The organism is Bradyrhizobium ottawaense, assembly GCF_002278135.3.
Lineage (GTDB): Bacteria > Pseudomonadota > Alphaproteobacteria > Rhizobiales > Xanthobacteraceae > Bradyrhizobium > Bradyrhizobium ottawaense.
Genome location: NZ_CP029425.2, coordinates 4,612,702 through 4,638,503, shown reverse-complemented (window position 1 = coordinate 4,638,503; position 25,802 = coordinate 4,612,702). Strand labels below are relative to the sequence as shown.

20 protein-coding genes are annotated in these 25,802 nt (G+C 64.8%); 9 read left to right on the top strand and 11 right to left on the bottom strand.

What is annotated here, in order from left to right:
- Nucleotides 1–32: 32 nt before the first annotated feature.
- The 6 genes from accC to CIT37_RS22150 form a co-directional block, all read right to left on the bottom strand.
- Entirely contained in the window at nt 33–1,391 is a 1,359-nt protein-coding gene (accC, locus tag CIT37_RS22175) for an acetyl-CoA carboxylase biotin carboxylase subunit (protein ID WP_095424246.1), read from the bottom strand.
- An 81-nt stretch (nt 1,392–1,472) separates the two neighbouring features.
- Nucleotides 1,473–1,961, bottom strand: coding sequence for an acetyl-CoA carboxylase biotin carboxyl carrier protein (gene accB, locus CIT37_RS22170; RefSeq protein WP_028144851.1), 489 nt, complete (start codon nt 1,959–1,961; stop codon nt 1,473–1,475).
- Between the two features lie 38 nt (nt 1,962–1,999).
- Nucleotides 2,000–2,467: a type II 3-dehydroquinate dehydratase gene (aroQ, locus tag CIT37_RS22165; protein ID WP_028144850.1), complete on the bottom strand. Its 468-nt coding sequence runs from the start codon at nt 2,465–2,467 to the stop codon at nt 2,000–2,002.
- Nucleotides 2,468–2,725: 258 nt separating this feature from the next.
- Complete coding sequence (locus CIT37_RS22160) at nt 2,726–3,514, bottom strand: DUF1236 domain-containing protein (RefSeq protein ID WP_028144849.1); 789 nt, start codon at nt 3,512–3,514, stop codon at nt 2,726–2,728.
- 202 nt (nt 3,515–3,716) lie between these two features.
- Nucleotides 3,717–4,484: a DsbA family protein gene (locus CIT37_RS22155; protein ID WP_028144848.1), complete on the bottom strand. Its 768-nt coding sequence runs from the start codon at nt 4,482–4,484 to the stop codon at nt 3,717–3,719.
- Nucleotides 4,485–4,582: 98 nt separating this feature from the next.
- Nucleotides 4,583–5,983 carry a M48 family metalloprotease gene (locus CIT37_RS22150; protein WP_095424323.1) on the bottom strand — a complete coding sequence of 467 codons (1,401 nt, stop codon included), beginning with the start codon at nt 5,981–5,983 and terminating at the stop codon, nt 4,583–4,585.
- A 175-nt stretch (nt 5,984–6,158) separates the two neighbouring features.
- Between CIT37_RS22150 and CIT37_RS22145 the strand changes: the two genes are divergently transcribed.
- The 3 genes from CIT37_RS22145 to CIT37_RS22135 all read left to right on the top strand — a co-directional run bounded on the left by CIT37_RS22145 (nt 6,159) and on the right by CIT37_RS22135 (nt 9,410).
- Nucleotides 6,159–7,346 carry a pyridoxal phosphate-dependent aminotransferase gene (locus CIT37_RS22145; RefSeq protein WP_095424245.1) on the top strand — a complete coding sequence of 396 codons (1,188 nt, stop codon included), beginning with the start codon at nt 6,159–6,161 and terminating at the stop codon, nt 7,344–7,346.
- Nucleotides 7,347–7,433: 87 nt separating this feature from the next.
- Nucleotides 7,434–7,991: a biotin transporter BioY gene (locus CIT37_RS22140; RefSeq protein WP_095424244.1), complete on the top strand. Its 558-nt coding sequence runs from the start codon at nt 7,434–7,436 to the stop codon at nt 7,989–7,991.
- 84 nt (nt 7,992–8,075) lie between these two features.
- Nucleotides 8,076–9,410, top strand: coding sequence for a dicarboxylate/amino acid:cation symporter (locus CIT37_RS22135; RefSeq protein WP_028144844.1), 1,335 nt, complete (start codon nt 8,076–8,078; stop codon nt 9,408–9,410).
- A gap of 85 nt (nt 9,411–9,495) precedes the next feature.
- Here CIT37_RS22135 and CIT37_RS22130 read toward each other — a convergent pair whose 3' ends face one another.
- Both CIT37_RS22130 and CIT37_RS22125 read right to left on the bottom strand, forming a co-directional pair.
- Nucleotides 9,496–10,728 carry an NAD(P)/FAD-dependent oxidoreductase gene (locus CIT37_RS22130; protein WP_028144843.1) on the bottom strand — a complete coding sequence of 411 codons (1,233 nt, stop codon included), beginning with the start codon at nt 10,726–10,728 and terminating at the stop codon, nt 9,496–9,498.
- Between the two features lie 68 nt (nt 10,729–10,796).
- Nucleotides 10,797–13,859 (bottom strand): Rne/Rng family ribonuclease, encoded by a 3,063-nt coding sequence (locus CIT37_RS22125; protein WP_028144842.1) that lies wholly within the window; start codon nt 13,857–13,859, stop codon nt 10,797–10,799.
- A 705-nt stretch (nt 13,860–14,564) separates the two neighbouring features.
- Here CIT37_RS22125 and CIT37_RS22120 point away from each other — a divergent pair.
- The 4 genes from CIT37_RS22120 (at nt 14,565) to CIT37_RS22105 (ending at nt 20,795) form a co-directional block, all read left to right on the top strand.
- Nucleotides 14,565–15,860, top strand: a complete 1,296-nt coding sequence (locus CIT37_RS22120; protein ID WP_038946641.1) for an N-acetylmuramoyl-L-alanine amidase — start codon at nt 14,565–14,567, stop codon at nt 15,858–15,860.
- Between the two features lie 300 nt (nt 15,861–16,160).
- The gene (locus CIT37_RS22115) at nt 16,161–18,668 is read left to right on the top strand and encodes a penicillin-binding protein 1A (protein WP_028144840.1); all 2,508 of its coding nucleotides are present in this window, start codon (nt 16,161–16,163) and stop codon (nt 18,666–18,668) included.
- A gap of 111 nt (nt 18,669–18,779) precedes the next feature.
- A protein-coding gene (prfB, locus tag CIT37_RS22110) for a peptide chain release factor 2 (RefSeq protein WP_099091752.1) occupies nt 18,780–19,911 on the top strand; the annotation gives its coding sequence in 2 pieces (ribosomal slippage) (nt 18,780–18,848 and nt 18,850–19,911; 1,131 coding nt in all).
- A gap of 2 nt (nt 19,912–19,913) precedes the next feature.
- Nucleotides 19,914–20,795: an NAD(P)-dependent oxidoreductase gene (locus tag CIT37_RS22105; protein ID WP_095424243.1), complete on the top strand. Its 882-nt coding sequence runs from the start codon at nt 19,914–19,916 to the stop codon at nt 20,793–20,795.
- Here the strand turns inward: CIT37_RS22105 and CIT37_RS22100 are convergent.
- The gene (locus CIT37_RS22100; RefSeq protein WP_028144838.1) at nt 20,792–21,112 is read right to left on the bottom strand and encodes a hypothetical protein; all 321 of its coding nucleotides are present in this window, start codon (nt 21,110–21,112) and stop codon (nt 20,792–20,794) included. The genes CIT37_RS22105 and CIT37_RS22100 overlap by 4 nt on opposite strands.
- Nucleotides 21,113–21,259: 147 nt before the next feature.
- Here CIT37_RS22100 and CIT37_RS22095 point away from each other — a divergent pair, with 147 nt between their 5' ends.
- Nucleotides 21,260–22,171 carry a DMT family transporter gene (locus CIT37_RS22095; protein WP_095424322.1) on the top strand — a complete coding sequence of 304 codons (912 nt, stop codon included), beginning with the start codon at nt 21,260–21,262 and terminating at the stop codon, nt 22,169–22,171.
- Nucleotides 22,172–22,279: 108 nt separating this feature from the next.
- Nucleotides 22,280–23,515: an ABC transporter substrate-binding protein gene (locus tag CIT37_RS22090; protein WP_028144836.1), complete on the top strand. Its 1,236-nt coding sequence runs from the start codon at nt 22,280–22,282 to the stop codon at nt 23,513–23,515.
- A gap of 28 nt (nt 23,516–23,543) precedes the next feature.
- Here CIT37_RS22090 and CIT37_RS22085 read toward each other — a convergent pair whose 3' ends face one another.
- Entirely contained in the window at nt 23,544–24,896 is a 1,353-nt protein-coding gene (locus CIT37_RS22085; RefSeq protein ID WP_028144835.1) for a M23 family metallopeptidase, read from the bottom strand.
- Nucleotides 24,897–25,006: 110 nt separating this feature from the next.
- Nucleotides 25,007–25,696, bottom strand: a complete 690-nt coding sequence (locus tag CIT37_RS22080) for a peroxiredoxin family protein (protein WP_095424242.1) — start codon at nt 25,694–25,696, stop codon at nt 25,007–25,009.
- Nucleotides 25,697–25,802: the final 106 nt, after the last annotated feature.

Below are 25,802 nucleotides of genomic sequence, written 5' to 3'. Positions count from 1 at the left end.
TAAGGCCCAAAGGGTTCCACGACGAAAGTGATTTATCGCGGGGCGGGTTCCGTCTTGCCGGCCAGATACTGTTCCAGCCAGTGGATGTGATAATCGCCGTTGATGATGTCGTCTTCACGCACCAGCGCGCGGAACAGCGGCAGCGTGGTCTCGATGCCTTCCACCACCATCTCGTCCAGCGCCCGGCGTAGCCGCATCAGGCATTCGGCGCGGGTCTTGCCGTGCACGATGAGCTTGCCGACCAGGGAATCGTAATAGGGCGGGATCGTGTAGCCCTGGTAGACCGCGGAATCGATGCGGACGCCGAGTCCACCGGGCGGATGGTATTGCAGTATGCGGCCGGGCGAGGGCCGGAAGGTCTGGGGATTTTCGGCGTTGATGCGGCACTCGATCGCATGGCCGATGACCTGGACCTCTTCCTGCCTTGCCGGCAAATCGCCGCCCGCGGCGATGCGGATCTGCTCCAGCACGAGGTCAATGTCGGTGATGCTCTCGGTGACGGGATGCTCGACCTGGATGCGGGTGTTCATCTCGATGAAGTAGAACTCGCCGTCCTCGAACAGGAACTCGATGGTGCCGACGCCGAGATATTTCATCTCGCGCATCGCCTTGGCGCAGGTCTCGCCGATCTTGGCGCGCGCGGCGGCGGCAAGGACAGGCGAGGGGCCTTCTTCCCAGACCTTCTGGTGGCGGCGTTGCAGCGAGCAGTCACGCTCGCCGAGATGGATCGCGCCGCCGCGGCCGTCGCCGAGAATCTGGATTTCGATGTGACGCGGCTTCTGGAGGTATTTCTCCAGATAGACCGAGGCATCGCCGAAGGCGGATTTGGCCTCGTTGGCCGCCGTCGACAGCGCCACCTGGAGGTCGGCCTCGCTATGCGCCACCTTCATGCCGCGGCCGCCGCCGCCTGCCGCCGCCTTCACCAGCACCGGGAAGCCGATCTTCCTGGCGATCGCCAGCGCGTCGTCATCGGGACCGACCGCACCGTCGGAGCCGGGCACGACGGGGATGCCGAGCTTCTTGGCGGTCTTCTTCGCCTCGATCTTGTCGCCCATCAGGCGGATGTGCTCCGCCTTGGGACCGATGAAATGCAGATTGTGCTCGGCGAGGATCTCCGCAAAGCGGGCATTCTCGGACAGGAAGCCATAACCGGGATGCACGGCATCGGCACCGGTGATCTCGCAGGCCGCGAGCAGCGCGGGCACGTTGAGATAGCTGTCCTTGGATGCCGGCGGTCCGATGCAGACGCTCTCGTCCGACAGGCGCACATGCATGGCATCGGCGTCGGCGGTGGAGTGCACGGCGACGGTGGCGATGCCGAGCTCCTTGCAGGCCCTGAGGATGCGAAGGGCAATCTCGCCGCGATTGGCTATGAGGATCTTGTCGAACATGGTGCCTCAGGGGGCGAACGGGGAATAGCGATTGGCGAACAGGGAAGAGTAACTATTCGCTCCTCGCTATTCGCCAGTCCCTCACTCAATGATGACGAGCGGCTCGCCGTACTCGACCGGCTGACCGTCCTCGACCAGGATCTGCGTCACCGTGCCGGCGCGCGGCGAGGGGATCTGGTTCATGGTCTTCATGGCTTCGATGATCAGCAGGGTCTGTCCGACCGAGACCTTGCTGCCGACCTCGATGAACGGCTTGGCGCCGGGCTCCGGTGCCCAATAGGCGGTGCCGACCATCGGCGAGGAGACAGCGCCAGGATGCTTCGACAGGTCGGGACCGGCGGCGGCAGGCACGGCGGAGGCGACCGGCAGGGCGGCGGGAGCGGCTGCCATCTGCATCGGCATGGTCGCAGCAACGCTGACGTTGCGGGCGACGCGCAGGCGCAGGCCCGCACGTTCGATCTCGATCTCGGTGAGGCTGGTCTCATCGAGCAGCAAAGCGAGCTCGCGGATGAGCGCGGAATCCTCGCTGGAAAACTTTGCGGCTGCTTTGTCGTCTGGCTGGCGCGCCATGTTCTTTGATCCGAATGTTCTGTTTGATGAAGGGGGCTTCAGGCTTTGGGCTTGATGGCAAGCTTGGCGGCAAGGCCCTGGATGGCGAGGCGATAGCCCTCGATGCCGAAACCGCAGAGCGAGGCGAAAGCCGCGCGTGCGGTGTAGGAGTGGTGACGAAAGCTCTCGCGGGCGTGGATGTTGGTCACGTGCACTTCGACCGTCGGGATCTGCACCGCGAGCAGTGCGTCGTGCAGCGCGATCGAGGTGTGCGAATAGCCACCTGCATTGACGATGATACCCTTCATCTTGCGCGCATGCGCCTCGTGGATGAAGTCGATCAACTCGCCCTCGCGGTTGGACTGCCGGCAATCGGCCTTGAGGCCGTACGTTGCCGCGGTCTCCCGGCACAGTGCCTCGACGTCGGCCAGCGTGGCGTGGCCGTACTTCTCGGGCTCGCGGGTCCCCAACATGTTGAGGTTCGGCCCGTTGAGGACGAGGATCGTATCGGTTGCAGGTTCTGCCATTCCAATCCCGGGAAGAGGTGCTCGGCGTGGCGGGGTTATAGGTAACAAAGCGGCCTAGGGGAAGCCTTGAAGGGCCTCCCAAGGGGCTTCAGGTAGCTCATCCCCGGTGCAAAAACCTGTGCGGAAGCTACGGAAATTGCTTGTTAACCAGTTCTAATCGTGGCTGCCGGAGGGAGGCTCGCAGGGGAGGGCGTCGCATAGGCCAAAGGCCCCTGCCGATCTCTCGGCAAGGGCCCATTTGGGCTTCAGCGAAGCAGCTTAGCCTTCGATGATGTAGACGATTTCGCGCGTCTGCGGACGGACGATCACGTACTGACCGCGGACGAAAATCACCTCATAGCCACGCCACTCCGGGTAGATCTCCACGATCCGGGGCGGAAGCGGATGGACTCGGACGGAGGCCGGGATCGCGGTGCCGACCGAGATGTTGAAGTTGACGTTCGTCGTCTCTTCGATCTTGGTCGACTTGATCGCCGTCGAGATCTCAGTCCGCTTTTCGGCCGGCGGCGCGGAAGCCGTCGCGGAGGCGGTGCCGGTCGTGGTCTGGGACTTGTCGGTCGTAGCCGCATTATTGGTCTTGGCGGCGCCGCCGGCCTTGTTGTCCTCGGCCTTCATGTCCTTGGCAGACTTGGCGGGGTCAGACTTCGTCGTCGAATCCGAGCTCATGCTCTTCGACTTGTCCTGCTGGGACTTGTCCTGCGCGCGTTCGTCAGTGCGCTGGCCCTTGGTGGCGCCGGCCTTGTCCTCGGCCGCGTTCTTGTTCATCGCGCCGCCCGGGCGCTCGTCCTTCATCGCGCCGGGTTTGTCCTCGGAAGACCGATCGGACTTCATGGTGCCAGCGCCACCGGCCTGGCCGACGGTGCCCTTGTCATGGCTCATGGAATCGCGGCCCGTCGAGCCGCGCTCGGCGGCGCCGCCGGAGGGCTGCGAGTGCTGCATCTGCTGCGAGCCAGCGCCGCTGTCACGGCCCTTGTCTTGTGCGTTCGCCAGACCGGCGCCCGCGACCAGGGCGACTGCGGCGACAGAAATCATAAAGCGGTTCAACATCGAATTCTCCTCACGTGTTTCTTTGCGTCATTGCCCGTGCGCCGACAACGAAAGGAGATTTGAGTTGTTCCGGAACTTCGCCTGTTCCGCGGCATTTGTTTGTTGAATGCCAGATGAATGACTTTGCACGAACGTTCGGCGCAAGAGAAAGGCCGGCTTGCCAGCCGGCCTTTTCGGGGTTTCAGGATCGTAAAACGTATGATCAGCAGGTTGCCTTGCCGCAGCGGGCAATGCCGATCTTTTCCTTGAGGCCTTCGACGCCGACGGCGCCAATCACGATCTGCTTGCCGATGACATAGCTCGGCGTGCCGTTCATGCCCATCGCTTCGGCGAGCTTGAAGTTCTCCTCGATGGTGGCGCGCACCTCGGGGCTGGCGAGGTCCTTTTCGATTTTGGCGGTGTCGAGGCCGGCTTCCTTGGCGGCTTGAAGCGCGCGCGCCTTGTCGGCAGCGCCGCGGCCGCCGAGCAGCTTCTGGTGGAAGTCGAGATATTTCTTGCCGGAGGGGTCCTGCATGCGCACGGCGACCGCGACCTGCGCCGCCTCGACCGAGCCCTGGCTCAGCACCGGAAATTCCTTCAGCACCACCTTCAGCTTCGGATCGGCCTTCATGAGGGTGAGCATGTCGTCCATCGCGCGCTTGCAGTAGCCGCAATTGTAATCGAAGAACTCGACGAAGGTGACGTCGCCGTCCTTGTTGCCGAGCACGACCTGGCGCGGGGAGTTGAAGATCGCGTCCGCATTCTGCGCGATGCTGGCCTCGTGCTTCTGCGTCTCGGCCGCGGCCTGCCGCTTGCTGAGCTCGGCCATCGCCTCCTCGAGCACCTCGGGATGGCTGATGAGATAGTTCTTGATGATATTCTCGATGTCGGTGCGCTGGGTGTCGGAGAAACTGTCGGCCGACGCGGGCACGGCTGCGCCGAACAGGGCGAGCGCAAACAACGCGGGAGCAATCAGGCGCAGCGAAGGCATAGGCAAATCCTCTTCTCCAAAGCAGGTTTCGGAATACGTCCCGGCGGACTTAAGCTCGGTGTCGTGACGTCGTGGTATCGGGCGTCGCTCGAGTTGCGTCAGTTGCGCGGCGGCTTCGCCGCCACGATGTCGTCGGCCTTGACCCATCCGGGCGTGCCGACGGCGAAACGGGTTTTCGCGCGCGTAGCGAGCTCGCGGGCGGTCTTGTTGTCGCCGCGCAGGTAAGCGGCTTGCGCCGAGGCGAGATCCGCTTCGGCATAGTCGCCCTTCCGGCCATAGGCCATCGCGAGCTGGGTATAGCCGAGCACCGCCTCGGGTTCTCGCGCCACCGCGGCGCGGAGAATCCGAACGGCGTCGTCGGTGTAGGTCTTATCATCGGTTCCAACCAGAGCCTGCCCAAGTAACATCTCGATGAGGGGCGCGTTGTTGGAAAGCTGTGCGGCCTTGCGCAGCGGAGCGATCGCCTCGGCGGCCTTGCCGCTCTCCAACAGGGCCTGGCCGCGCACCTCGTAGAAGTACGGATTGTTGGGCTGGACCTGGATCAGCGCGTCGATCTGGGCCAGCGCACTGCGCAGATCGCCGTGCAGATAGGTGCTGATGGCGCGGGCATAGCGCGCCGGCATGCTGTCGTTGGTCTGGGGATAGCGGCGGTACACAGTCTCCGGCCGCTCCATGAACGCGGAGATCTTGGCGCGAACCATGTCGTGGCGGAGCTGCAGCGCGGGATCGTCCTTCTTGTTCCAGTAGGGGCTGGAGCTGGCGAATTCCTGAAGCGCGGCGACGCGCTCGGCCGGCATCGGGTGCGACTGGAGATAGGGATCGGCGCCGCGCGCGGCGAACAGGCTCTCACTGGTGAAGCGCTTGAAGGTCTCGTACATGCCCTTCGGCGATTGCTGGGTCGCGGTCAGGAATTTCACGCCGGCGCGGTCGGCGTTCTCCTCTTGCTGGCGCTGATAGGACAGCAGCGTCCGGCGGATCACCTCCTGGGGAGCCGAGATCGCGGCGGCGCCGGCATTGGCGAGCCCGTTGTTGCCTGCGCTGCTGCGCTGGGTGCTGCCTGCGGCGATCGCGCCTGCGCCGAGCAGCATCGCGATGATCATCTGGGTCTGGGCGGCGGCGAGCTGTTCGCGCAGCTTGGACAGATGGCCACCGGCCAGATGCCCGGTCTCGTGCGCGAGCACGCCGATGATCTGGTTCGGGGTCTCCGATTGAAGGATCGCGCCGTAATTGACGAAGATGCGGCGGCCGTCGGCGACGAACGCGTTGAACGAGCCGTCGTTGAGGATCACCATCTGGATGTTCTGCTTCTCCAGACCCGCGGCGCGCAGGATCGGGCGCGTATATTCGCGCAGCAGTTGCTCGGTCTCGGTGTCGCGCAAGACCGGCGGCCCCTTCTGCTGCGCCCGCGCCGCCGGGAGCGGCAGCAGCGCGATCGCCGCAGCCGTAACGAGGGCGGTGAGGGCGGAGGCCTTCTTGCGCAATGCGATCTGGAGAAACATCAAACGGTCTGGAGAGCAGTTTCGTGATTGGTTTTGGCGATTGGCGGCGGACCGGATACGCGATATGCCCTTGTGAGCGTTACCCTTATGAGCCGTACAATGCGGCCAGTCTGGGGCGCAAGCGCCCCGTTCCCGGGCCGGACGCTCCGGCCCGCCAGCGAAATAGCAGAAATCGATGCACGATGCGACATTGAGGAACCGGTTGGGGCAGTGGCTCGAGCCCTCCCGCCGCAGCGATGTTCCCCCGTTCATGGTGATGGACGTCATGGCCGCGGCGGCCCGAATCGAGGCCGCCGGCGGCCATGTCGTCCATATGGAGGTCGGCCAGCCCGCGGCGGGGGCGCCCAGCACCGCGATTGCGGCCGCCCACGCGGCGCTCGAGGCCGGGCGGATCGATTATACCTCCGCGCTCGGCATTCCCAGTCTGCGCGAGCGCATCGCGCGCCATTATCGCGATGCCTATGGCTGTGCCATCAGCCCTGACAGGATCGTGGTGACCACCGGCTCCTCCGGCGGGTTCATCCTGGCCTTCCTGTCGATGTTCGAGCCTGGCGACCGCGTCGCCGTGACGGTGCCGGGCTATCCGCCTTATCGCCATATCCTCACTGCGCTCGGTTGCGAGCCGGTGCTGATCGAGACCACGAACGAGACGCGCCATGCGCTCACCGGCGAGGCATTGCTCGCGGCGCATCGCAAGGCGCCGCTGAAGGGCGTGCTGGTCGGCAGCCCCGCCAATCCGACGGGGACGATGATGTCCCGCGAAGCGCTCGCCGGCTTGATGGCGGCCGCCGAAGATGCCGGCATCCGGTTCATCTCGGACGAGATTTATCACGGGCTTGATTATGCGTTTCCAGCGGTCACCGCGGCCGCGCTGTCCGAGCACGCACTCGTGATCAACTCGTTCTCGAAGTATTTCTGCATGACGGGCTGGCGCGTCGGCTGGATGGTCGTGCCTGAAATTCTGGTGCGGCCGATCGAGCGGCTGCAGCAGAACCTGTCGATCTCGGTGCCGTCGCTGTCGCAGATCGCGGCAGAAGCCGCCTTCGACGGCGCGGCCGAGATGGAGGCGATCAAGCACGGCTATCAGGAAAACCGGCGGATTTTGATCGAGGGATTGCCGAAGGCGGGCCTCAGCAAATTCCTGCCCGTCGATGGTGCATTTTATCTCTATGCCGACGTCTCGGGCTTCACCTCCGACAGTTTCGAGTTCGCCAAGCAGATGCTGGAACAGGCGCGTGTCGCGGCCACGCCCGGGCTCGATTTCGATCCCGTTCACGGCCGCTCGTTCATTCGTCTTTCCTATGCGCGCTCGCCCGGGGAGATGCGAGAGGCAGTTGACCGGATCGCTCACTGGCTTAAATAGCCGCCAGTTTTCGACCACCCGGAGTTCATCTTGTCTGACCGATCTGTCCCGACCGCTGCCACACCGCATTTTCCTCTCGCCGCATTGATGTGGCCGACCCGACCGGGCGAAACCGTCGGCGCAGTGCGCGCCGTCGTGCTGGTTGCGCTTGGCACTGCGTTGATGGCGCTGTCAGCCAAGGTCAGCCTGCCGCTGCCTTATGTGCCCATGACGTTGCAGACGCTGGTGGTGCTGATGATCGGCGCCGCCTATGGCTGGCACCTTGGGAGCGCAACCATGATCGCCTACCTCGCCGAAGGCGCGCTTGGCGCGCCGGTATTCGCCGGGCCGGTGGGTGGAATTGCACCGCTGGTTGGCCCGACTGCGGGCTATCTGTTCGGTTTCATTGCCGCCGCCTTCGTGACCGGCTGGCTCGCCGAGCGCGGCTGGGATCGCAGTGTCATGCTGCTTTTCGCAGCGATGGCCGTCGGCCATATCGTCATTCTGGCCGCCGGCTTCGGCTGGTTGGCGTTCGGCCTTGGCCTCGGCATTGCGAAGGCCTGGCAGGTCGGCATCGTGCCGTTCATTGCCGCTTCGCTGGTCAAGAACGCGCTTGGCGCGGCGTTGATGCCGGCGGCGCGCAGGCTGATCGATCGCCGCCGGTAAAACGCGCAACAGCAAGCGGTTCCAATTGACAGGGCCGGCCAAGTTGATCTTGGCTGGCCCAGTGTTTTGAGGGGGAGTGAAACGATGACGACGACAACGATGGCGGGGGCGCCGGTCGCGCCGCCCGTCGCCAAGCCGTGGTACAAGGTTCTCTACGTCCAGGTGCTGATCGCCATCGTGCTCGGCGCCATCGTCGGCTGGCTCTGGCCGACGGTTGCCACCAACGAATGGATCAAGGCGCTCGGCGACGGCTTCATCAAGCTGATCAAGATGGTGATCGCCCCGATCATCTTCTGCACCGTCGTCTCCGGCATCGCCCACATCCAGGATGCCAAGAAGGTCGGCCGCATCGGCGTCAAGGCGCTGGTCTATTTCGAGGTCGTCTCGACCTTCGCGCTGGTCATCGGTCTCATCGTCGGAAATCTCGCCAAGCCGGGTGCGGGCTTCGGCAATGCGGCGGCAAACGAGGCCGCCGTTGCAAATTACGCCAAGCAGGCCGCCGGCCAGAAGTCCGTCGACTTCGTGCTGCACATCATTCCGGACACCGTGGTCGGCGCCTTCGCGCAAGGCGAGATCCTCCAGGTGCTGCTGTTCTCGGTGCTGTTCGGCTTCGCGATCATGAGCCTCGGCGAGCGCGGCCACACCATCCGCAGCTTCATCGATGATGCCGCCCATGCCGTGTTCGGCGTCATCTCCATCGTGATGCGCGCGGCGCCGATCGGTGCGTTCGGTGCGATGGCCTACACGATCGGCAAGTTCGGCACCGGCGCTATCCTCAACCTGGTCGGGCTGATCGCCACCTTCTACCTCACTGCGGCGCTGTTCGTTTTCGTCGTGCTCGGCATCATCGCGCGCCTGGCAGGCTTCTCGATCTTCAAGTTCCTGGCCTACATCAAGGACGAATTGCTGATCGTGCTCGGCACCTCGTCCTCGGAAAGCGCGCTGCCGTCCCTTATGGAAAAGCTGGAGCGGCTCGGCTGCTCCAAGTCGGTGGTCGGACTCGTGGTGCCCACGGGGTACTCGTTCAACCTCGACGGCACCAACATCTACATGACGCTGGCGACGCTCTTCATCGCACAGGCGCTCGGCTACGATCTCAGCTTCAGCCAGCAATTGACCATCCTGGTCGTGGCGATGCTGACCTCGAAGGGCGCTTCCGGCATCACCGGTGCGGGCTTCATCACGCTGGCGGCGACGCTGGCCGTGGTCGATCCGCGCCTCGTGCCGGGCATGGCGATCGTGCTCGGCATCGATAAGTTCATGAGCGAGTGCCGCGCGCTGACCAATCTGTGCGGCAACGGCGTCGCCTGTGTGATCGTCGCCTGGTGGGAGGGTGAGCTCGACCGCGACAAGCTCAACGCCAACCTCTCCAAGCAGATCGATCCGACCGACATGGAAACGGCGATCACGACGGACTGATCAGGATCCGACGGCGCGAGCTGCGCTGTCAGACTTTGAAGTCATAGGGCTGGTCGAGATCCTCGATCAGCCCTTTTTCTTTGGGCTAGAACCGCTCCGGCCGGTACGGCGTCGGATCGATCGCGGGCGTCTCGCCGCTCATCATCTCCGCGAGCAGGCGCCCCGTCGCGGGTCCGAGGGTAAAGCCCTGGTGGCCGTGGCCGAAATTCATCCAGAGGCCGGGATGCTGCGGAGCTTGCCCGAGCACCGGCAGCATGTCGGGCGTGCAGGGGCGGGTGCCGAACCACGGATCCGGCTCGACGCGCTTGCCGAGGTCGATCAGCTCGCGTGCGGATGCTTCCGCGCTGGCAAGCTGCACGGGCGTCGCGAGCGCATCCGGGCTCGTCAACTCGGCTCCGGTGGTGATGCGAATGCCCTTGGCCATCGGCCCCATGGCATAGCCGCCGGCCTTGTCGATCAGCGGCAGGTCGAGCGACGCGCCGCCGCTGTAATGCATGTGGTAGCCGCGCTTGCGCACCAGGGGAATACGATAGCCGAATTTGTGGAGGAGATCGGGCGACCACGGCCCGAGGGTCACGACGGCGTGGGCGGCGTCGAGACGCCCCTGGTCCGTGTCGACTGACCAGCCGGTCGCGGTCTGCTGCAGCGATTGTGCATCGCCGAGCACAATGGTGCCGCCGCGGCGCTCGAACAGCTCGGCATAGGCCGTGACCAGCGCGCCGGGATCGGACACGGTCCAGGTGTCGAGCCAATGAATCGCGCCGGGAAGATCGTCGCGCAGGACCGGTTCGGCTCTCGCGAGCTCCTTGCCGGAGAGCACGCGAAAATTCACGCCGAACTCGCGCCGGTCTTCTTCCGCCGTCTTGATCGCCAGATCGAATGAAGCGGCATCGCGATGCAGCATGCGATAGCCGGCGCGGCGGATGAGATTGTCGGCATGGGCCTCGCGAATGAGGATGTCGTGCTCGCTCGTCGCGTAAGCGATCAGCCGCGCCCACGCGTCGACCGCCTCGCGATGACGCTTCGGCGCCGAATGCCACCAGTAGCGGAGCAGGGGCTCGATATGGAGATGAAGCGACGACAGGCTGTAGCGCACATCGTTGGTGCGGCCGGTCGCGATCTTCAGCAGCGTCGCAAGGTCGCGCGGCATCGGATAGGGGCGGACCGCTTCCGCCTGGATCATCCCGGCATTGCCGTAGCTGGTCTCGCGGCCCGGCTCCCTGCGGTCGACGAGCGTGACGGCCCAGCCGCGCTGCTGAAGATGCAGCGCCGCGCTCACGCCGATCATGCCGCCGCCGAGAACGATTGCGCTTTGCATTGGAACTGACCTCGCCAAATCAAAAAACGCCCGGCTTGACCCGGGCGTTTTCTCTTGAGTGTTCGGCTTTATTCACCGCCGCCGAAGCGGCGCGACCACCAGCCGGCGCGGCGTGGCGCGGCCGGCGTTTCGCTTGCCGGTTCCGGCACGGGTTGAGCTGCCGGCGGGACGGCCGGCTCGGGCGCCTGCGCAACCGGGGCTGCCGGCTCGCTCGGGCTGCTCGACAGGAAGCTCACCTTTTCCCGGACCGTGGAGCGGCGCCGCGCGGCCTTGTCGTCGGCGGGCTCTTCCTCAGCGGCAATCGGCTGAGGCTGGGCCGGCACCGCCTCGGTCTGCACCTCGACGCGCGGCTCGGGCTGCGAGACCTCAGGCTCAGCGGTGTGTTCGGCCTGGGCAATCGAGGGCGCAGCCTCGCCGCCGAAGCCGTCGAAATCGGCGACTGCGTCGGACGCTTCCGGCGGCGCATTGGCCGCGAGCTCGTCGCTGATGGAGCCGGCGAGACCGTCCTCGCTGCCGCCACGCCGACGGCGTCCGCCGCGGCGACCACGCCGGCGGCGGCGATCACCGCTGCCCTGCTGCTCGCCCCGGGCCGCCTGTTCCTCGCCTTCTTCGCCATCCTGCTCGGACTCGGCATCCTCTTCGCCTTCGCCGGCCGCAACGGCCGCCTCGGGAAGGGTCGCGGGGCTATCCTCACGCAACTCGCCGTCGCGCTGGCCACCGCGGCCGCGCCGGCGACGGCGGCGCTTGCGGCGCTGGCCGTCCTGGTCGGAGGCTGCCTCGCCCGCAGCCTGCTCCTCGGTGAGACCTTCGGTCTCCTCGGTTTCGACCTCGGATTCGAGTTCGGAATCGAATTCCTCGTCGTCATAAGCTTCTTCAACGATCGGCGGCGGGCTTGCTGCCGCCTGCGCCACCAGTAGGGCCTTGGCGGCTTCCAGCGTATGCACCTGCTCGCCGCGGTCGATGAGATAGGCCTGCGGTCCGCTGACGCTCGCGTCGGCGATGACCGACAGCGTCACCTTGAAGCCGTTCTCGAGATCGCGCAGATGGCCGCGCTTGTGGTTCAGCACATAGAGCGCGACGTCGGTGCGGGTGCGGACCACGAGATTGTGGGTCGCGCCCTTCATCAGGATCTCTTCGAGGCCGCGCAGCAGTTGCAGCGCTACCGAAGACACTGAACGGACATGGCCGGTGCCGCCGCAATGCGGGCACGGATCGGTCGAGCTCTCGAGCACGCTGGCGCGGATGCGCTGGCGCGACATCTCGAGCAGGCCGAAATGCGAGATGCGGCCGACCTGGATGCGCGCGCGGTCCTGCCGCAGGCAATCGGACAGCTTGCGCTCGACCGCACGGTTGTTGCGCTTCTCGTCCATGTCGATGAAGTCGATGACGATCAGGCCGGCGAGGTCGCGCAGGCGAAGCTGGCGGGCGACCTCTTCGGCCGCTTCCAGATTGGTCTTGAGCGCGGTGTCCTCGATATGGTGCTCGCGGGTCGATCGTCCCGAGTTGACGTCGATCGAGACCAGCGCCTCGGTCTGGTTGATCACGATGTAGCCGCCGGAGCGCAGCTGCACTGTCGGTGAGAACATCGCGTCGAGCTGGCTCTCGACGCCCATGCGCGAGAACAGCGGCTGGCCGTCCCGATACTGCTTCACCGCGCTGACATTGGCGGGCATCAGCATCTTCATGAAGTCGCGGGCTTCGCGGTAACCGGCTTCACCGGCAACCGAGATCTCGTCGATCTCCTTGTTGTAGAGGTCGCGCAGCGAGCGCTTGATCAGCGAGCCTTCCTCGTAGACGAGGGTGGGGGCCTGCGACTTCAGCGTCAGGTCGCGCACCGTCTCCCACATCCGGATCAGATATTCGAAGTCGCGCTTGATCTCGGGCTTGGTGCGGGCGGCGCCGGCGGTGCGCAGGATGATGCCCATGCCCTCGGGCACGTCCAGATCCTGCACCACTTCCTTCAGGCGCGAACGGTCCTGAGCGCTGGTGATCTTGCGGCTGATGCCGCCGCCGCGGGCGGTGTTCGGCATCAACACGGCATAGCGGCCGGCGAGCGAGAGGTAGGTGGTCAGCGCCGCGCCCTTGTTGCCGCGCTCTTCCTTGACGACCTGCACCAGCATCACTTGGCGGCGCTTGATGACTTCCTGGATCTTGTACTGGCGGCGCGGGCGGAAAGTGCGCTCCGGCACTTCCTCCAGCACGTCGTCGCCGCCGACGGATTCAACGACTTCCTCTTCGGCTTCCTCGCCGTCTTCGTCTTCGTCCTCGTCGTCTTCGCCGGTCGTTTCCGCAGCCTCGGCATGCGGCGTCTCGGCGCTCTCGCCCGCTGCATACACGGCATCGGCCGGCTCGGCGGCGGAGGTCACGGCCTCAGCCAGAGCTTCCGCATGCGCTTCGGGGGCGGCGGTCTCCTGCAGTTCGGCAGCGACCACGGGCTCGGCGCCAATCGTTGCGACAGGCGCGGGCGTCTCATCGGCGTGATCGTGGTCGTGATGATCATGCTCGCCGTCGTGACCATGGTCATGATCGTGAGCGTGATGGTGCCCGTCATCATGGTCATGATGATCGTCGTGATCATGCTCGCCATGATCATGATCGTGGTGATCGTGAGCTTCGTGCTCGCCGTGATGCTCCGCGTCGGCGTGCAGATGCTCGCCTTCGTGCAGGGCGCCCTCGGCATGCTCCGGCAGCACCGCGCCTTCGATCGGCTGGGCCGTCGGATCTGCGCCTTCGACGATGTCGCTGCGCACGCGCTCGCCATGACCGCGGCGGCGGGCGTTGCGGTGGCGCGAACGGCGGCGGCCGTGGGAGCGGTTCTCGCTCTCTTCCTCGGCCTCGCGATGGGCCTGTTCCTCGGCCTCGATCAGCGCCTGCCGGTCGGCAACCGGGATCTGGTAGTAGTCGGGATGGATTTCGCTGAAGGCGAGGAAGCCGTGGCGGTTGCCGCCATATTCGACGAAGGCGGCCTGGAGCGAGGGTTCGACCCTTGTGACCTTGGCGAGGTAGATATTCCCGCGCAGTTGCTTGCGTTGCGCGGTCTCGAAATCAAACTCTTCGACGCGATTGCCGCGGACCACGACGACCCGGGTCTCTTCCGGGTGGGTGGCATCGATCAACATCTTGTTGGGCATGTCTTAACTCTTGGCGGCGGCGGGCGCGATTCACCGTGGGCGCGAGCTGCGCTGCCGGGTGACGCGACGGTCCACCTGATTCGGGGGTGAGGGGAAGGCCGAAACGCCGTCTCTCGCGGCTTGCCGAACCGGAAGCTTCAGGACCAAGGCGGCGCGCGGGATTTTCACTCCGCAGCGTCGCGAATGATCCTTCAGAATTCGTCGGCACAGTCTGGCGCATCAAGCGTCGGCCCGTATGAAACATTGGGCGGCGAGGCCGCCCTTCAATCAGTTGCTGCTGGCCAGGCATGGCGCGAGCGCGCTCGCCTTGGGGATCACGAACCGCTCCCCTGGGATCAAGGGACCGGGTAATGGGTTACGTCGCTGTCAGAACTGTCCCGGTAACGCGAGAGGTAACCCAGGACCGTCCGCCGCCGGCGCTTGACCCGCTCCACCTCGCTGCCGCGCACCGCGCTGGTCTTAGAGGGGAACGGAAAACGCTGGAATTCCCAAACCTTGAGAGTTCCGGCGCTGCACCGGGAGGCTGAATGCGACACAACCGGAAATATCGGCCGTCAGCATTCCGTACATACGAGGAATGAGCCATCGGTGCAAGGGAGCGTCGCACGGCGGTCACAGTCAGCGAGTTTCGCGTTTCTGTCATTAAGGATCGATTAACCCTGTGGTTCTATTGCGTTAAAAGGGCTGCTCGGAGGCACGGAATCGGTGGCGAGCCGCACAAATCAACGGGTTTTGCTGGGATGCGCACTTCTGTGCGCCGCAGCGTTGCCGTGCGCTGATTCCTCACGCTTGAGCGCCGCGGAAAGCCAGCCGCAACCCACTGTTGCGGTAGCGAATTTTCCAGTCGCCTCGGCCGCCCGGCTGGCCGGCGATGGCAAGCAGACACGCTTCATTCTCGACATCGACCAGACCGTTACCTTCCGTGCGGTCACGCTCGCGGACCCGTACCGGGTCGTCGTTGACGTGCCGCAGGTCAATTTTCAGCTGCCCGCGGGCACGGGGGTCGGGGGGCGCGGCCTGGTGAAGGCCTTCCGCTACGGGCTCGTCATGCCCGGCGGCTCGCGAATCGTGTTCGACCTGACGGGACCGGCCCGGATCGCCAATTCCTATGTGCTGGAGGCGGCCAACGGCCAGCCGGCTCGGCTCGTGCTGGAGCTGGAGGAGGTCGACCGGACCGCCTTCGTGCAGTCGCTCGCACCCGAAAATCGCCCCGAACTGCGGCCCACGATCGCCGAGGCGCAGCCCGCAACCGCTCCCGCGACGACAACCCCTGATACGGCGCAGCAGAAGGCCGATGGCCGCCCGGTGGTCGTGATCGATCCCGGTCATGGCGGCATCGACAACGGCACGCAGTCGAGCGGCGAGAGCGAGAAGAACCTGGTGCTGGCCTTTGGACTGGCGCTCCGCGACAAGCTGGAGAAGGCCGGCAAATACCGCGTGGTCATGACGCGGAACGACGACACCTTCATTCCTCTCAATGACCGCACCAAGATCGCCCGGAATCTGAAGGCCGCCTTGTTCGTCTCCATTCATGCCGATGCGCTGCCCCGTGCCGAGGGCGATGCGCAGGGCGCGACCATCTATACGCTGTCGGACAAGGCGTCCGACGCCGAGGCCCAGCGGCTGGCGGACGCAGAAAATCGGGCGGACGCGATCGCCGGCTTCAACCTCGCCGAGGAGCCGACCGACGTCGCCGACATCCTGATCGACCTCACGCAGCGGGAAACCCGCACCTTTTCAAACCGTTTCGCCCGTCTTCTGATGGGCGAGATGAAGTCGACGGTGCGGATGCACAAGCATCCCCTGAAGTCGGCGGGCTTCCGGGTGCTGAAGGCGCCCGACGTGCCGTCGGTGCTGGTCGAGATCGGTTATGTCTCCAATAAGGGCGACCTCGAGCATCTGGTCTCCGAGGGCTGGCGGTCGCGTGCCGTGGGCTCGATGGCGCAGGCCATCGACGGGTTCTTGACCAAGCGGATGGCCACGGCGGGATCGTCAAATTGACGACCCGGGGGATCGTCAAATTGACGACCCCGGGATCGTCAAATTGACGACCGGGGGATCGTCGAATTGAAAGGGTTTTTCCGTCCCGCCACAAAAGCCCTAGTTTGGCCACAGCGGGCGCTTTATAAAAACGCCGCAGGGGGTTCCGGAATCGGAGAGAATCCCGCTCGGCAAGCGTCTAAAGTCCGGCACTGATGGTATTGCGTAAGCCGGTGAATTGGTGACGTGAAGGTTGGCCCCTGTTTGGGTGCCAAGGGGCTGATACTGAGCTGATCCAGAGATTGAACGGATAAACACATAATGCGCTTGCTGGTGCGGTTCATGGGCTTCCTGTTCGCCGCGGGAACGGTGGTGTTCCTTGTCGGTGTCGGGGCCGTGGCAGGCCTGATCTGGCATTTCTCCAAGGACTTGCCGGACTACTCTCAGCTTCAGGATTACGAGCCGCCGGTGATGACCCGCGTGCACGCGGTCGACGGCTCGCTGCTCGGCGAATACGCCAAGGAGCGGCGGCTGTATCTGCCGATCCAGGCGGTGCCGAAGCTCGTGATCAATGCGTTCCTCGCGGCCGAGGACAAGAATTTCTACGAGCATGGCGGCATCGACTACACCGGCATGGCGCGCGCGGGCGTGGTCTACATCCAGAATTACGGCTCGAACCGGCGTCCGCAGGGTGCCTCCACGATCACCCAGCAGGTCGCCAAGAACTTCCTTTTGACCAACGAGGTCTCCTTCGCCCGCAAGATCAAGGAAGCCTTGCTCGCGATGCGGATCGAGAAGACCTACTCGAAGGACAAGATCCTCGAGCTGTATCTGAACGAAATCTATCTGGGCCTCGGCGCCTACGGCATCGCGGCCGCTTCGCTGGTCTATTTCGACAAGTCGGTGAACGAGCTGACCGTGGCGGAAGCGTCCTATCTGGCCGCGCTGCCGAAGATGCCGGCGACGCTGCATCCGGTCCGCAACCGCGACCGCGCCATCGAGCGCCGCAATTACGTGATCGACCGTCTGGTGGAGAACGGCTGGATCAAGCAGGCCGACGCCGACAAGGCGCGCAAGGAGCCGCTGGCCGTCACCAACCGCTCCAACGGCGCCCACACCTTCGCCGGCGAATATTTTGCCGAGGAAGTCCGCCGCGACATCTTCGAGCGCTACGGCGAGAAGAAGCTGTATGAGGGCGGTCTCTCGGTCCGCACCACGCTCGATCCGAAGATCCAGGTGATGGCGCGCAAGGCCATGGTCTCGGGCCTCGTGAACTATGACGAGCAGCAGGGCTATCGCGGCGCCATGAGCAAGCTCGATACGTCGGGCGATTGGGGCGTGAGGCTCGCCGAGATCAAATCGCTCTCCGACATCTCGCCATGGCGTATGGCGGTCGTGCTGGAGACCAGCGACCAGTCGGCGCGCATCGGCTTCCAGCCGAGCCGTGAGCTTGGCGGCGCCGTGAGCAAGCAGCGCGAGACCGGCATCGTCACGGTTGACGGCGTGCGGTGGGCGCGAGCCGTGCAGGGCGGAACCAAAGGCAAGACGCCGACGGCGGTGTCGCAGGTCCTGCAGCCCGGCGACGTCATCTATGCCGATCCGCTCTACAAGGACGGCCAGCCGGTCGAGGGCCAGTACAGGTTGCGCCAGATCCCCGAAGTGTCCGGTGCGATGGTGGCGATGGATCCCTGGACCGGCCGCGTGCTCGCCATGGTCGGCGGCTTCTCGTTCGACCAGAGCCAGTTCAACCGCGCCACGCAGGCCTATCGGCAGCCGGGCTCGTCGTTCAAGCCGATCGTCTATTCGGCGGCGCTCGACAATGGCTATACGCCCTCGACCGTCGTGCTCGACGCCCCCATCGAAATCGACCAGGGGCAGGGCGCCGGCGTGTGGCGGCCGGAAAACTTCTCCTCGGGCAAATTCCAGGGACCGGTGACGCTGCGCAACGCGCTGCGGCAATCGCTCAACACCGTGACGGTGCGGCTGGCGCAGGACATCGGCATGCCCTTGATCGGCGAATATGCCCGCCGTTTCGGTGTCTATGACGAACTGCCGAACTATCTGTCCTACGCGCTGGGCGCCGGCGAGACGACGGCGATGCGCATGGTCACGGCCTACTCGATGCTTGCCAATGGCGGCCGCCGCGTGAAGCCGACGCTGATCGATCGCATCCAGGACCGCTACGGACACACGATCTTCAAGCACGACCAGCGTGAATGCCGCGGCTGCGACGCGCCGGGCGGCTGGAAGAACCAGGCCGAGCCGCAGCTGATCGACCGCCGCGAGCAGGTGCTGGACTCGATGACCGCCTATCAGATCACAGAGCTGATGGAAGGCGTGGTGCAGGCCGGTACGGCCACGGTCATCAAGGAAGTCGGCAAACCCGTCGCCGGCAAGACCGGCACCACCAACGAGGCCAAGGACGCTTGGTTCGTCGGCTTCTCGCCCGACGTCGCCGTCGCCATCTACATGGGTTACGACAAGCCGCGTCCGCTGGGTAAGGGCAATGCCGCAACCGGCGGCCATCTGGCCGCTCCGATCGCGCGCGATTTCCTCAAGCTCGCGCTCGCCGACAAGCCCGCCGTTCCCTTCAAGGTGCCTGCCGGCATCAAGCTCGTGCGCGTCGTCTCCAAAACCGGCATGCGCGCAGGTCCGGGCGAGACTGGCGGAACCATTCTCGAAGCCTTCAAGCCGGGCACGGCGCCGCCGGACAATTACTCGGTCATTGGCGTTGCCGATGCCGACGGGCGCGGCGGCGTGCCGGCGTCGCAGCAGCAGCAGCCGGATTCCGGCTTCTTCATGCGGCCGGGCACCGGCGGGTTGTACTAAGGCTTAGGACAAGACAAACGATCCCGGTTCCGGCGGTTGCGCTTTGGTGCTGCCGCCGCTACATCCCGTTGCAATCTAACGCGGACCAATTCCGCGACATCAGAGAACGACATGCGCGCCGAAATCGAACGGTTGGTAGAAGAGATCAAGCAGTCAGTCGGGCTGCTGAGGAGGCATCTTTGACGTCGAGAAATCGACGGCGCGCCTCGCTGAGCTGAACAAGCTCGCAGAAGATCCCAATCTCTGGAATGATCCCCAGAAAGCCCAGAAGCTGATGCAGGAGCGGACCTCACTGGAGGATTCGCTCTCGGGCATCGGCAAGGTCGAGCAGGAGCTCGAAGACGACATCGGCATGATCGAGCTCGGCGAGGCCGAGGGCGATGCCGGCGTCGTCGCGGAAGCCGAAGCGGCTCTCAAGAATCTCAAGAAGGAAGTGGCGCGGCGCGAGCTCGAGGCGCTGCTGTCGGGCGAAGCCGACCGGTTCGATTCCTATCTCGAAGTCCATGCCGGCGCCGGCGGCACCGAGAGCCAGGACTGGGCGCAGATGCTGCTGCGCATGTACACGCGCTGGGCCGACACCCACGGCTTCAAGGTCGAGGTGCTGGAAGAGTCCGAGGGCGAAGAGGCCGGCATCAAGTCCGCGACGATCCAGGTCTCAGGCCACAACGCCTATGGCTGGCTGAAGACGGAAGCGGGCGTGCATCGTCTGGTGCGCATCTCGCCGTTCGATTCCAACGCGCGGCGGCACACCTCGTTCTCGAGCGTGCAGGTATTCCCCGTCATCGACGACAGCATCAAGATCGACATCAAGGAAGCCGACGTCCGCGTCGACACCATGCGCTCGGGCGGCGCCGGCGGCCAGCACGTCAACAAGACCGAATCCGCGGTGCGGCTGACGCACATTCCGACCGGTGTCGCCGTGGTCTGCCAGGCCGGCCGCTCCCAGCACAAGAACCGGGCTCAGGCCTGGGACATGCTGCGCGCGCGCCTGTATGAAATCGAGCTGAAGAAGCGCGAGGAGAAGGCCGCCGCCGACCAGGCCGCCAAGACCGACATCGGTTGGGGTCACCAGATCCGCTCCTACGTGCTGCAGCCCTATCAGATGGTGAAGGATCTGCGCACGGGGGTGCAGACCTCGGACACCTCGGGCGTGCTCGGCGGCGATCTCGACGACTTCATGGCCGCAACCTTGGCGCAGCGCGCCTTCGGCACCACTGGTGCCGACATCGAGGACGTGGATTAGCGATGACACGCGTCGCCTTCATCGGGCTTGGGCGGATGGGTCATGGCATGGCCGGCCGCTATCTCGATGCCGGCTTCACGGTGACGCTGTGGAATCGCAGCAAGGCCAAGGCTGAAGATTTGATCGCGCGCGGCGCGCTTTGGGCGACCTCGCCCGAGGACGCCGCAATCGATGCCGACGCGGTCGTGACCATGGTTGCCGATGACGAAGCCTCGCGCGCGGTCTGGCTCGGGCCGAAGGGCGCGGCCAAGACGGCAAAATCAGGCACCATCGCGATCGAATGCTCGACCGTCTCCTATGACCATGCCCGCGAGATGGGCCGCGAGCTGAATGCGCGCGGGCTCATCTATATCGATTGCCCCGTGACCGGATTGCCGGATGCCGCCGCCAGCGGAAAGCTGACGCTGCTGGTTGGCGCCGATGCGGCCGATCTCGAACGCGCGCGGCCGTATCTGACGCCGATCGGCTCGACCATCCGCCATTTCGGCGCGGTCGGCTCCGGCACCGTCTACAAGCTCATCAACAACCTCATGGGCGCGATCCAGATCGCCGGCCTCGCCGAGGGCCTTGCCATCGCCGAGCAGGCCGGGCTCGACATGAACCTCGTGCTGGAATCGATCCAGGCGGGCGTCGCCGCAAGTCCGCAGGTGCAGCGCCACTCCAAGCGCATGGTCGCTCGCGATTTTTCCGGCGCGACGTTCACGGCAGCGCTGCGGCACAAGGATGCCGCCTATGCGGTCAAACTCGCGGAGAGCCTGCTGGCCGACAAACCGCTGGTCTCGCGGGCCGCGGTCGAGGCCTACGCGGAGGCGAAGGCGGCGATGCCGGATGACGACGAAGGCAGGATGATCGAGCTGGTGTCGCGGCCGAAGAAGCCGTCCTAGCCGGTCGCATCCACATGGGGCAGCCTCGTTCGGAACGCGGTCTCGGCATTGCCCTCGTCGTCGCCGCCGCGATTGCCTGGAGCACGGCGCCGTTCTTCACACGCCTTCTGCCGCTTGATCCCTGGACCATTCTGTTCTGGCGCGGCCTGTTCGCCGGCAGCCTGATCACGGTGCTTCTCGTGGTGATGCAAGGCCGCGCCGGGCTCGCGCTTGCTGCCGTCAGGACAGGCCTCCCTGATCGCGACGCTGGAAACGCCGCTGATGCCGTTCTGGATCTGGGTTGCCTTCCGCGAGATACCGGCCGTCCACGCGCTCATTGGCGGCGCGTTGGTGATTGGGGCGGTTGTTGCCGATATCGCGGGCGATCGGCGGTCACGGGAATGATCTCGAGTAATTTTGTCGCAAACCGGGTGGCGAAATTTTCCGCGTTGTCCTAGGCGAGCAACTGCGCCGAGGTGAAACGCATGCCCCCAAACGACAACAGGATCGACGCGCGCGATTGGTCGCTACTCGCGGTGCTCTCCGTCCTCTGGGGCGGCTCGTTCTTCTTCAACGGCGCGGCGTTGCGGGAATTGCCGCCGCTGACGCTGGTGTTTTTGCGTATCGCGCTCGGGGCGGGCATTCTGCTGCCGCTGCTGCACATGCAGGGGATCGGCTTGCCCAAGAGCATTGTGGACTGGAAGCCATTCGTTGCGATCGGGTTGCTGAACAATGTCATCCCGTTCTCACTGATCGTGGCCGGACAGACTTTCATCCCGAGTGGACTGGCGTCGATCCTGAATGCGACGACACCGCTGTTCACGGTGGTCGTGATGGCCGCGGCGGGCGAAGAGGCCTTGCAGCTGCGGCGCGTGGCCGGCGTGGCGCTCGGCCTTGCCGGCGTGATCATCCTGCGCGGATGGGGTCTCGAGACGAGGCCGGGGCAGGGGCTCGGCATCCTGCTCTGCCTTGGCGGCGCCTTCAGCTATGGATTCGCCGCACTGGCAGCGCGGCGAATGCTGAAGGACGCAGCACCGCTCGGCACCGCGACGTTTCAACTGATGGCGTCGACGGTGATGATGGCGATCGTCGCCGGCGTGGTGGAGCAGCCTTGGCGTCTTCCGGTGCCGGGCCTGACGACCTGGCTTGCGGTGCTTGGCCTTGCGGGCCTCTCGACGGCGCTCGCTTATATCGTCTTCTTTCAGATCATACGGCGCTCCGGTGCGACCAATGTCATGCTGGTGACGCTGCTCATTCCCGTCACCGCCATCCTGCTGGGATGGCTGGTGCTGGATGAGCCGATCTCGATGCGCGAGATCGCAGGCGCCATCGTCATTGGCAGCGCGCTGCTCGTGATCGACGGACGCGTTTTGAACCTGCCGCGGCGCAGCGAGTAAAATTCCGGATCCGCCGTTTCATCTCGCGGAAAATCGAAGCGCTTGCCAGCCGCCAACGGCCTTGCGACACTCCCTACAAAACAAGACTACAAAATAGGGGAGAGACCGATGCCGGGTCGTCGCGAAAGCCTTGCTGCCCTCGCCATGCTCGCTGCGGGAGTGCTCATCACGACACCGGCCTCGGCGCAGAAAAAATACGACCCCGGCGCCAGCGACACCGAAATCAAGATCGGCAACATCATGCCCTATAGCGGGCCTGCGTCGTCCTACGGTGTGATCGGCAAGACCGAGGCCGCCTATTTCAGGATGATCAACGACCAGGGCGGGATCAACGGCCGCAAGATCAACTTCATCAGCTATGACGACGCCTATTCGCCGCCGAAGGCGATCGAACAGGCGCGCAAGCTGGTGGAGAGCGACGAGGTGCTGCTGATCTTCCAGCCGCTCGGTACGCCCTCGAATTCCGCGATCATGAAGTACATGAACGCCAAGAAGGTGCCGCAGCTGTTCGTCGCCTCCGGCGGTACCAAGTTCGGCGACCCCAAGAACTTCCCGTGGACCATGGGCTTCCAGCCCAACTACCAGAGCGAGGGACGGATCTACGCCAAGTACATCCGCGATCATTTCCCGAGCAGCAAGATCGCCGTCTTCTGGCAGAACGACGACGCCGGCAAGGACCAGTTCAAGGGTTTGAAGGACGGGCTCGGCGACAAAGCCAATATGATCATCGCCGACAAGTCCTACGAGGTCAGCGATCCCTCGATCGACTCGCAGATCGTCGCCCTGCACGACTCTGGTGCGGACATCTTCTTCTCATGGGCCGCCCCGAAGGGCTCGGCGCAAGCGATCCGGAAGGTCGGCGAGCTCGGCTGGAAACCGAAATTCTTCCTCGCCAACACCGCGACTTCGGTCGCCTCGGTGCTCAAGCCTGCCGGGCTCGACTATTCCAAGGACATCATCTCGACGGTCTATCTGAAGGACCCGACCGATCCGACCTGGGACAAGGATCCGGCCGTGGTAAAATGGCGCGAATTCATGGACAGATACTATCCCGACGGCGACAAGGCCAATTCCAACAACATCTACGGTTATGTCCAGGCCGAGGCGATGGCGCAGGTGCTGAAGCAGTGCGGCGATAATCTCACCCGTGAGAACGTCATGAAGCAGGCCGCGAACCTGAAGGATTTCCACACCGACCTGATGCTGCCCGGCATCATGGTCAACACCTCACCGGACGATTATTTCCCGATTGAGCAGATGCAGCTGATGCGCTTCAACGGGCAAGCCTGGGAGCTGTTCGGCGACGTCATCACCGGCGAGGTTGGCCACGAGCGCAGCCAGTGATCATGCACAGGCGCCTTTGGTCACGGGCTTAGCCCGCGCTGAGACGCACGCCAGCGCGCAGGAACTTCTGCGGATCGACCGCTTCGCCCTCGATGCGGGTCTCGTAGTGCAGATGCGGACCGGTGGATCGACCGGTCGACCCGACCAGACCGACGACCTGGCCGATCTTCACGGTCTCGCCGACCCTGACGTTGATCTCGGAGAGATGGCCGTAGCGGGTCGAAAGCCCGTTACCGTGGTCGACCTCGACCATGCGGCCGTAACCGCCGGACCAGCCGGCGGACACCACCTTGCCGTTGGCGGTGACGCGAACCGGATCGCCGGTGGCGGCGCGGAAATCGAGCCCGGTATGCATCGCGGGCCGGCCGAGGAAGGGATCGCTGCGGACGCCGAAGCCGGAGGTGAATTCGACCTCGCCGATGACGGGCTTGCGATACGGCACCAGCGCCAGCGTGCGGTTGAGACGATCCATCTCGGCGCGCGTGGTGTTGATGCGAGAGAGCTGCTTCTCGAACGGTCCGGCATTGGCCGTCAGTTTGACCGGTACGAACGGCCCGCCCATCGCGCTGCGCGGCACGGCGGATTCGAGATTGGCGAGATTCAGGCCGAGATCACTGACCACGCCGCGCATCCGGCGCATGCGTGAATCCATGCCTTCCTCGACGGCGCTGAGCGCCGCCATCTGGCGCCGTTCAACCTGGTCGAGCGAGGTCGTGAGCCGAACCAGGACGTTGTCGAAACCCTGATTCTTGGCGAATTGGCTGGTCGGGGGAGCAGCCACGGTCGGCGCGCGCGATTCCAGCCGCGCCTCACGGTCCGGCGGTGCCACGAAAATCACGGTGTCGCTGATCGGCGAGGGTTTTGGCGTGCTCTGGCTCGCCTCGCCGCGCTGCGGGGCCGCGCGGGGGATCGAACCGGTCACGTCAGGCATGGCCCCGAGCGCCGTCGCCCGGGACTCCAGCGCCGTCTGGCGCTTCATGATCTGGTCGAGTTTCTGGTCGAACTGTTCCTGGTCGAGCAACTGGCGGCTGGTGGTGCGGTCGACCTTGGCGCGCAGCTCGGCGATGCGGTCCTCATAGGCGTATTGCATCTCGGCCTGGCGGGCGATCAGCCGGGTCAGGACGTCGTCACGGAAGGCGAAATAGGTGGCGGTCGCCGCCGACCAGAGACCGAGCAGCACCACCGTGCCGACCACGATCCAGAACACCACGGGCCCGAAGCGAACCTGCTTGCCGGCATGGACGATGGTGTAGGCGTCGTCGGTCGCGGGAAGGGGAATCGCTGCGGCTGCCGCGAGGGCAGGACGGCGTTGGAAGGCCCGTCCGTGGTCGTGAGGATGATGTTGGGCGTACTGCGAGTATTGGGCAGAACTTTTCGACATCGGCACTCCCGCGCCGGTCGGATGAGTCCGTACGGCCTAATTGCCGCAGCAATCTGGGCCGGTCATGGTTAATTTTCCGGAAATGGGAACGCGCGAATTTAAAGGACTGGTTAAAGACTTCTTGCCGCTTCCAGCACCTCGTCGGCATGGCCGTCGACCCGGACGTTGCGCCAGATCCTGGCCAGTTTGCCATCCGCCCCGACCAGTATCGTGGTGCGAAGAATCCCAAGGAAGCTCTTGCCATACATGGACTTTTCGCCCCACGCGCCATAGGCTTCCAGCATCTGGTGCGTCTCATCCGAGATCAGGGGGATACCGAGCTTGTGCTTGTCGCGGAACTTCTCCTGAGCCTTTAACGGATCGGCGGAGACGCCGAGCACGGCGGTATCGGCGGCCGCGAAGGCACCGGCGAGGCGAGTGAAGTCGATCGCCTCCCGGGTGCAGCCCGGGGTGTCGGCGCGGGGGTAGAAGAACAGGACGAGCTTTCTGCCGGCATAGTCCGCCAATGTGACCACCTCGCCGCCGTCGCGGGGCAGGCGGAAGGCGGGGGCCTTCTGGCCCTCGGCCAGGCCCGACTTCGCCTTGGCGGGCGGAGCCACTGATTTGGAGGATTTTAACTGTTTCGATGCGGCCTTATGTGATCCTGCCTTTGCTAAGGTCCCGGTTGATTTGGTCGCCGGTGTCCGCTGTGTTTTCGCGGACTTTGTCGGAGTAGAGGCCCGCGGTTTCAGGGCCTTCTTTTTAGCCGTCGGACTGCCGGAGGGCGTTTTGGACGATTTCGCTCGGGATTTCTTGGACATACGCCTTCCTTTCGACGCTTTCGGCGGGTCAACCGAAACGGTATTGCAGCTCTCGTCCGGTGTGCCGGAATCGCGCCCTCGGCTGGGCAAGTCTGGCGGCGCCGGA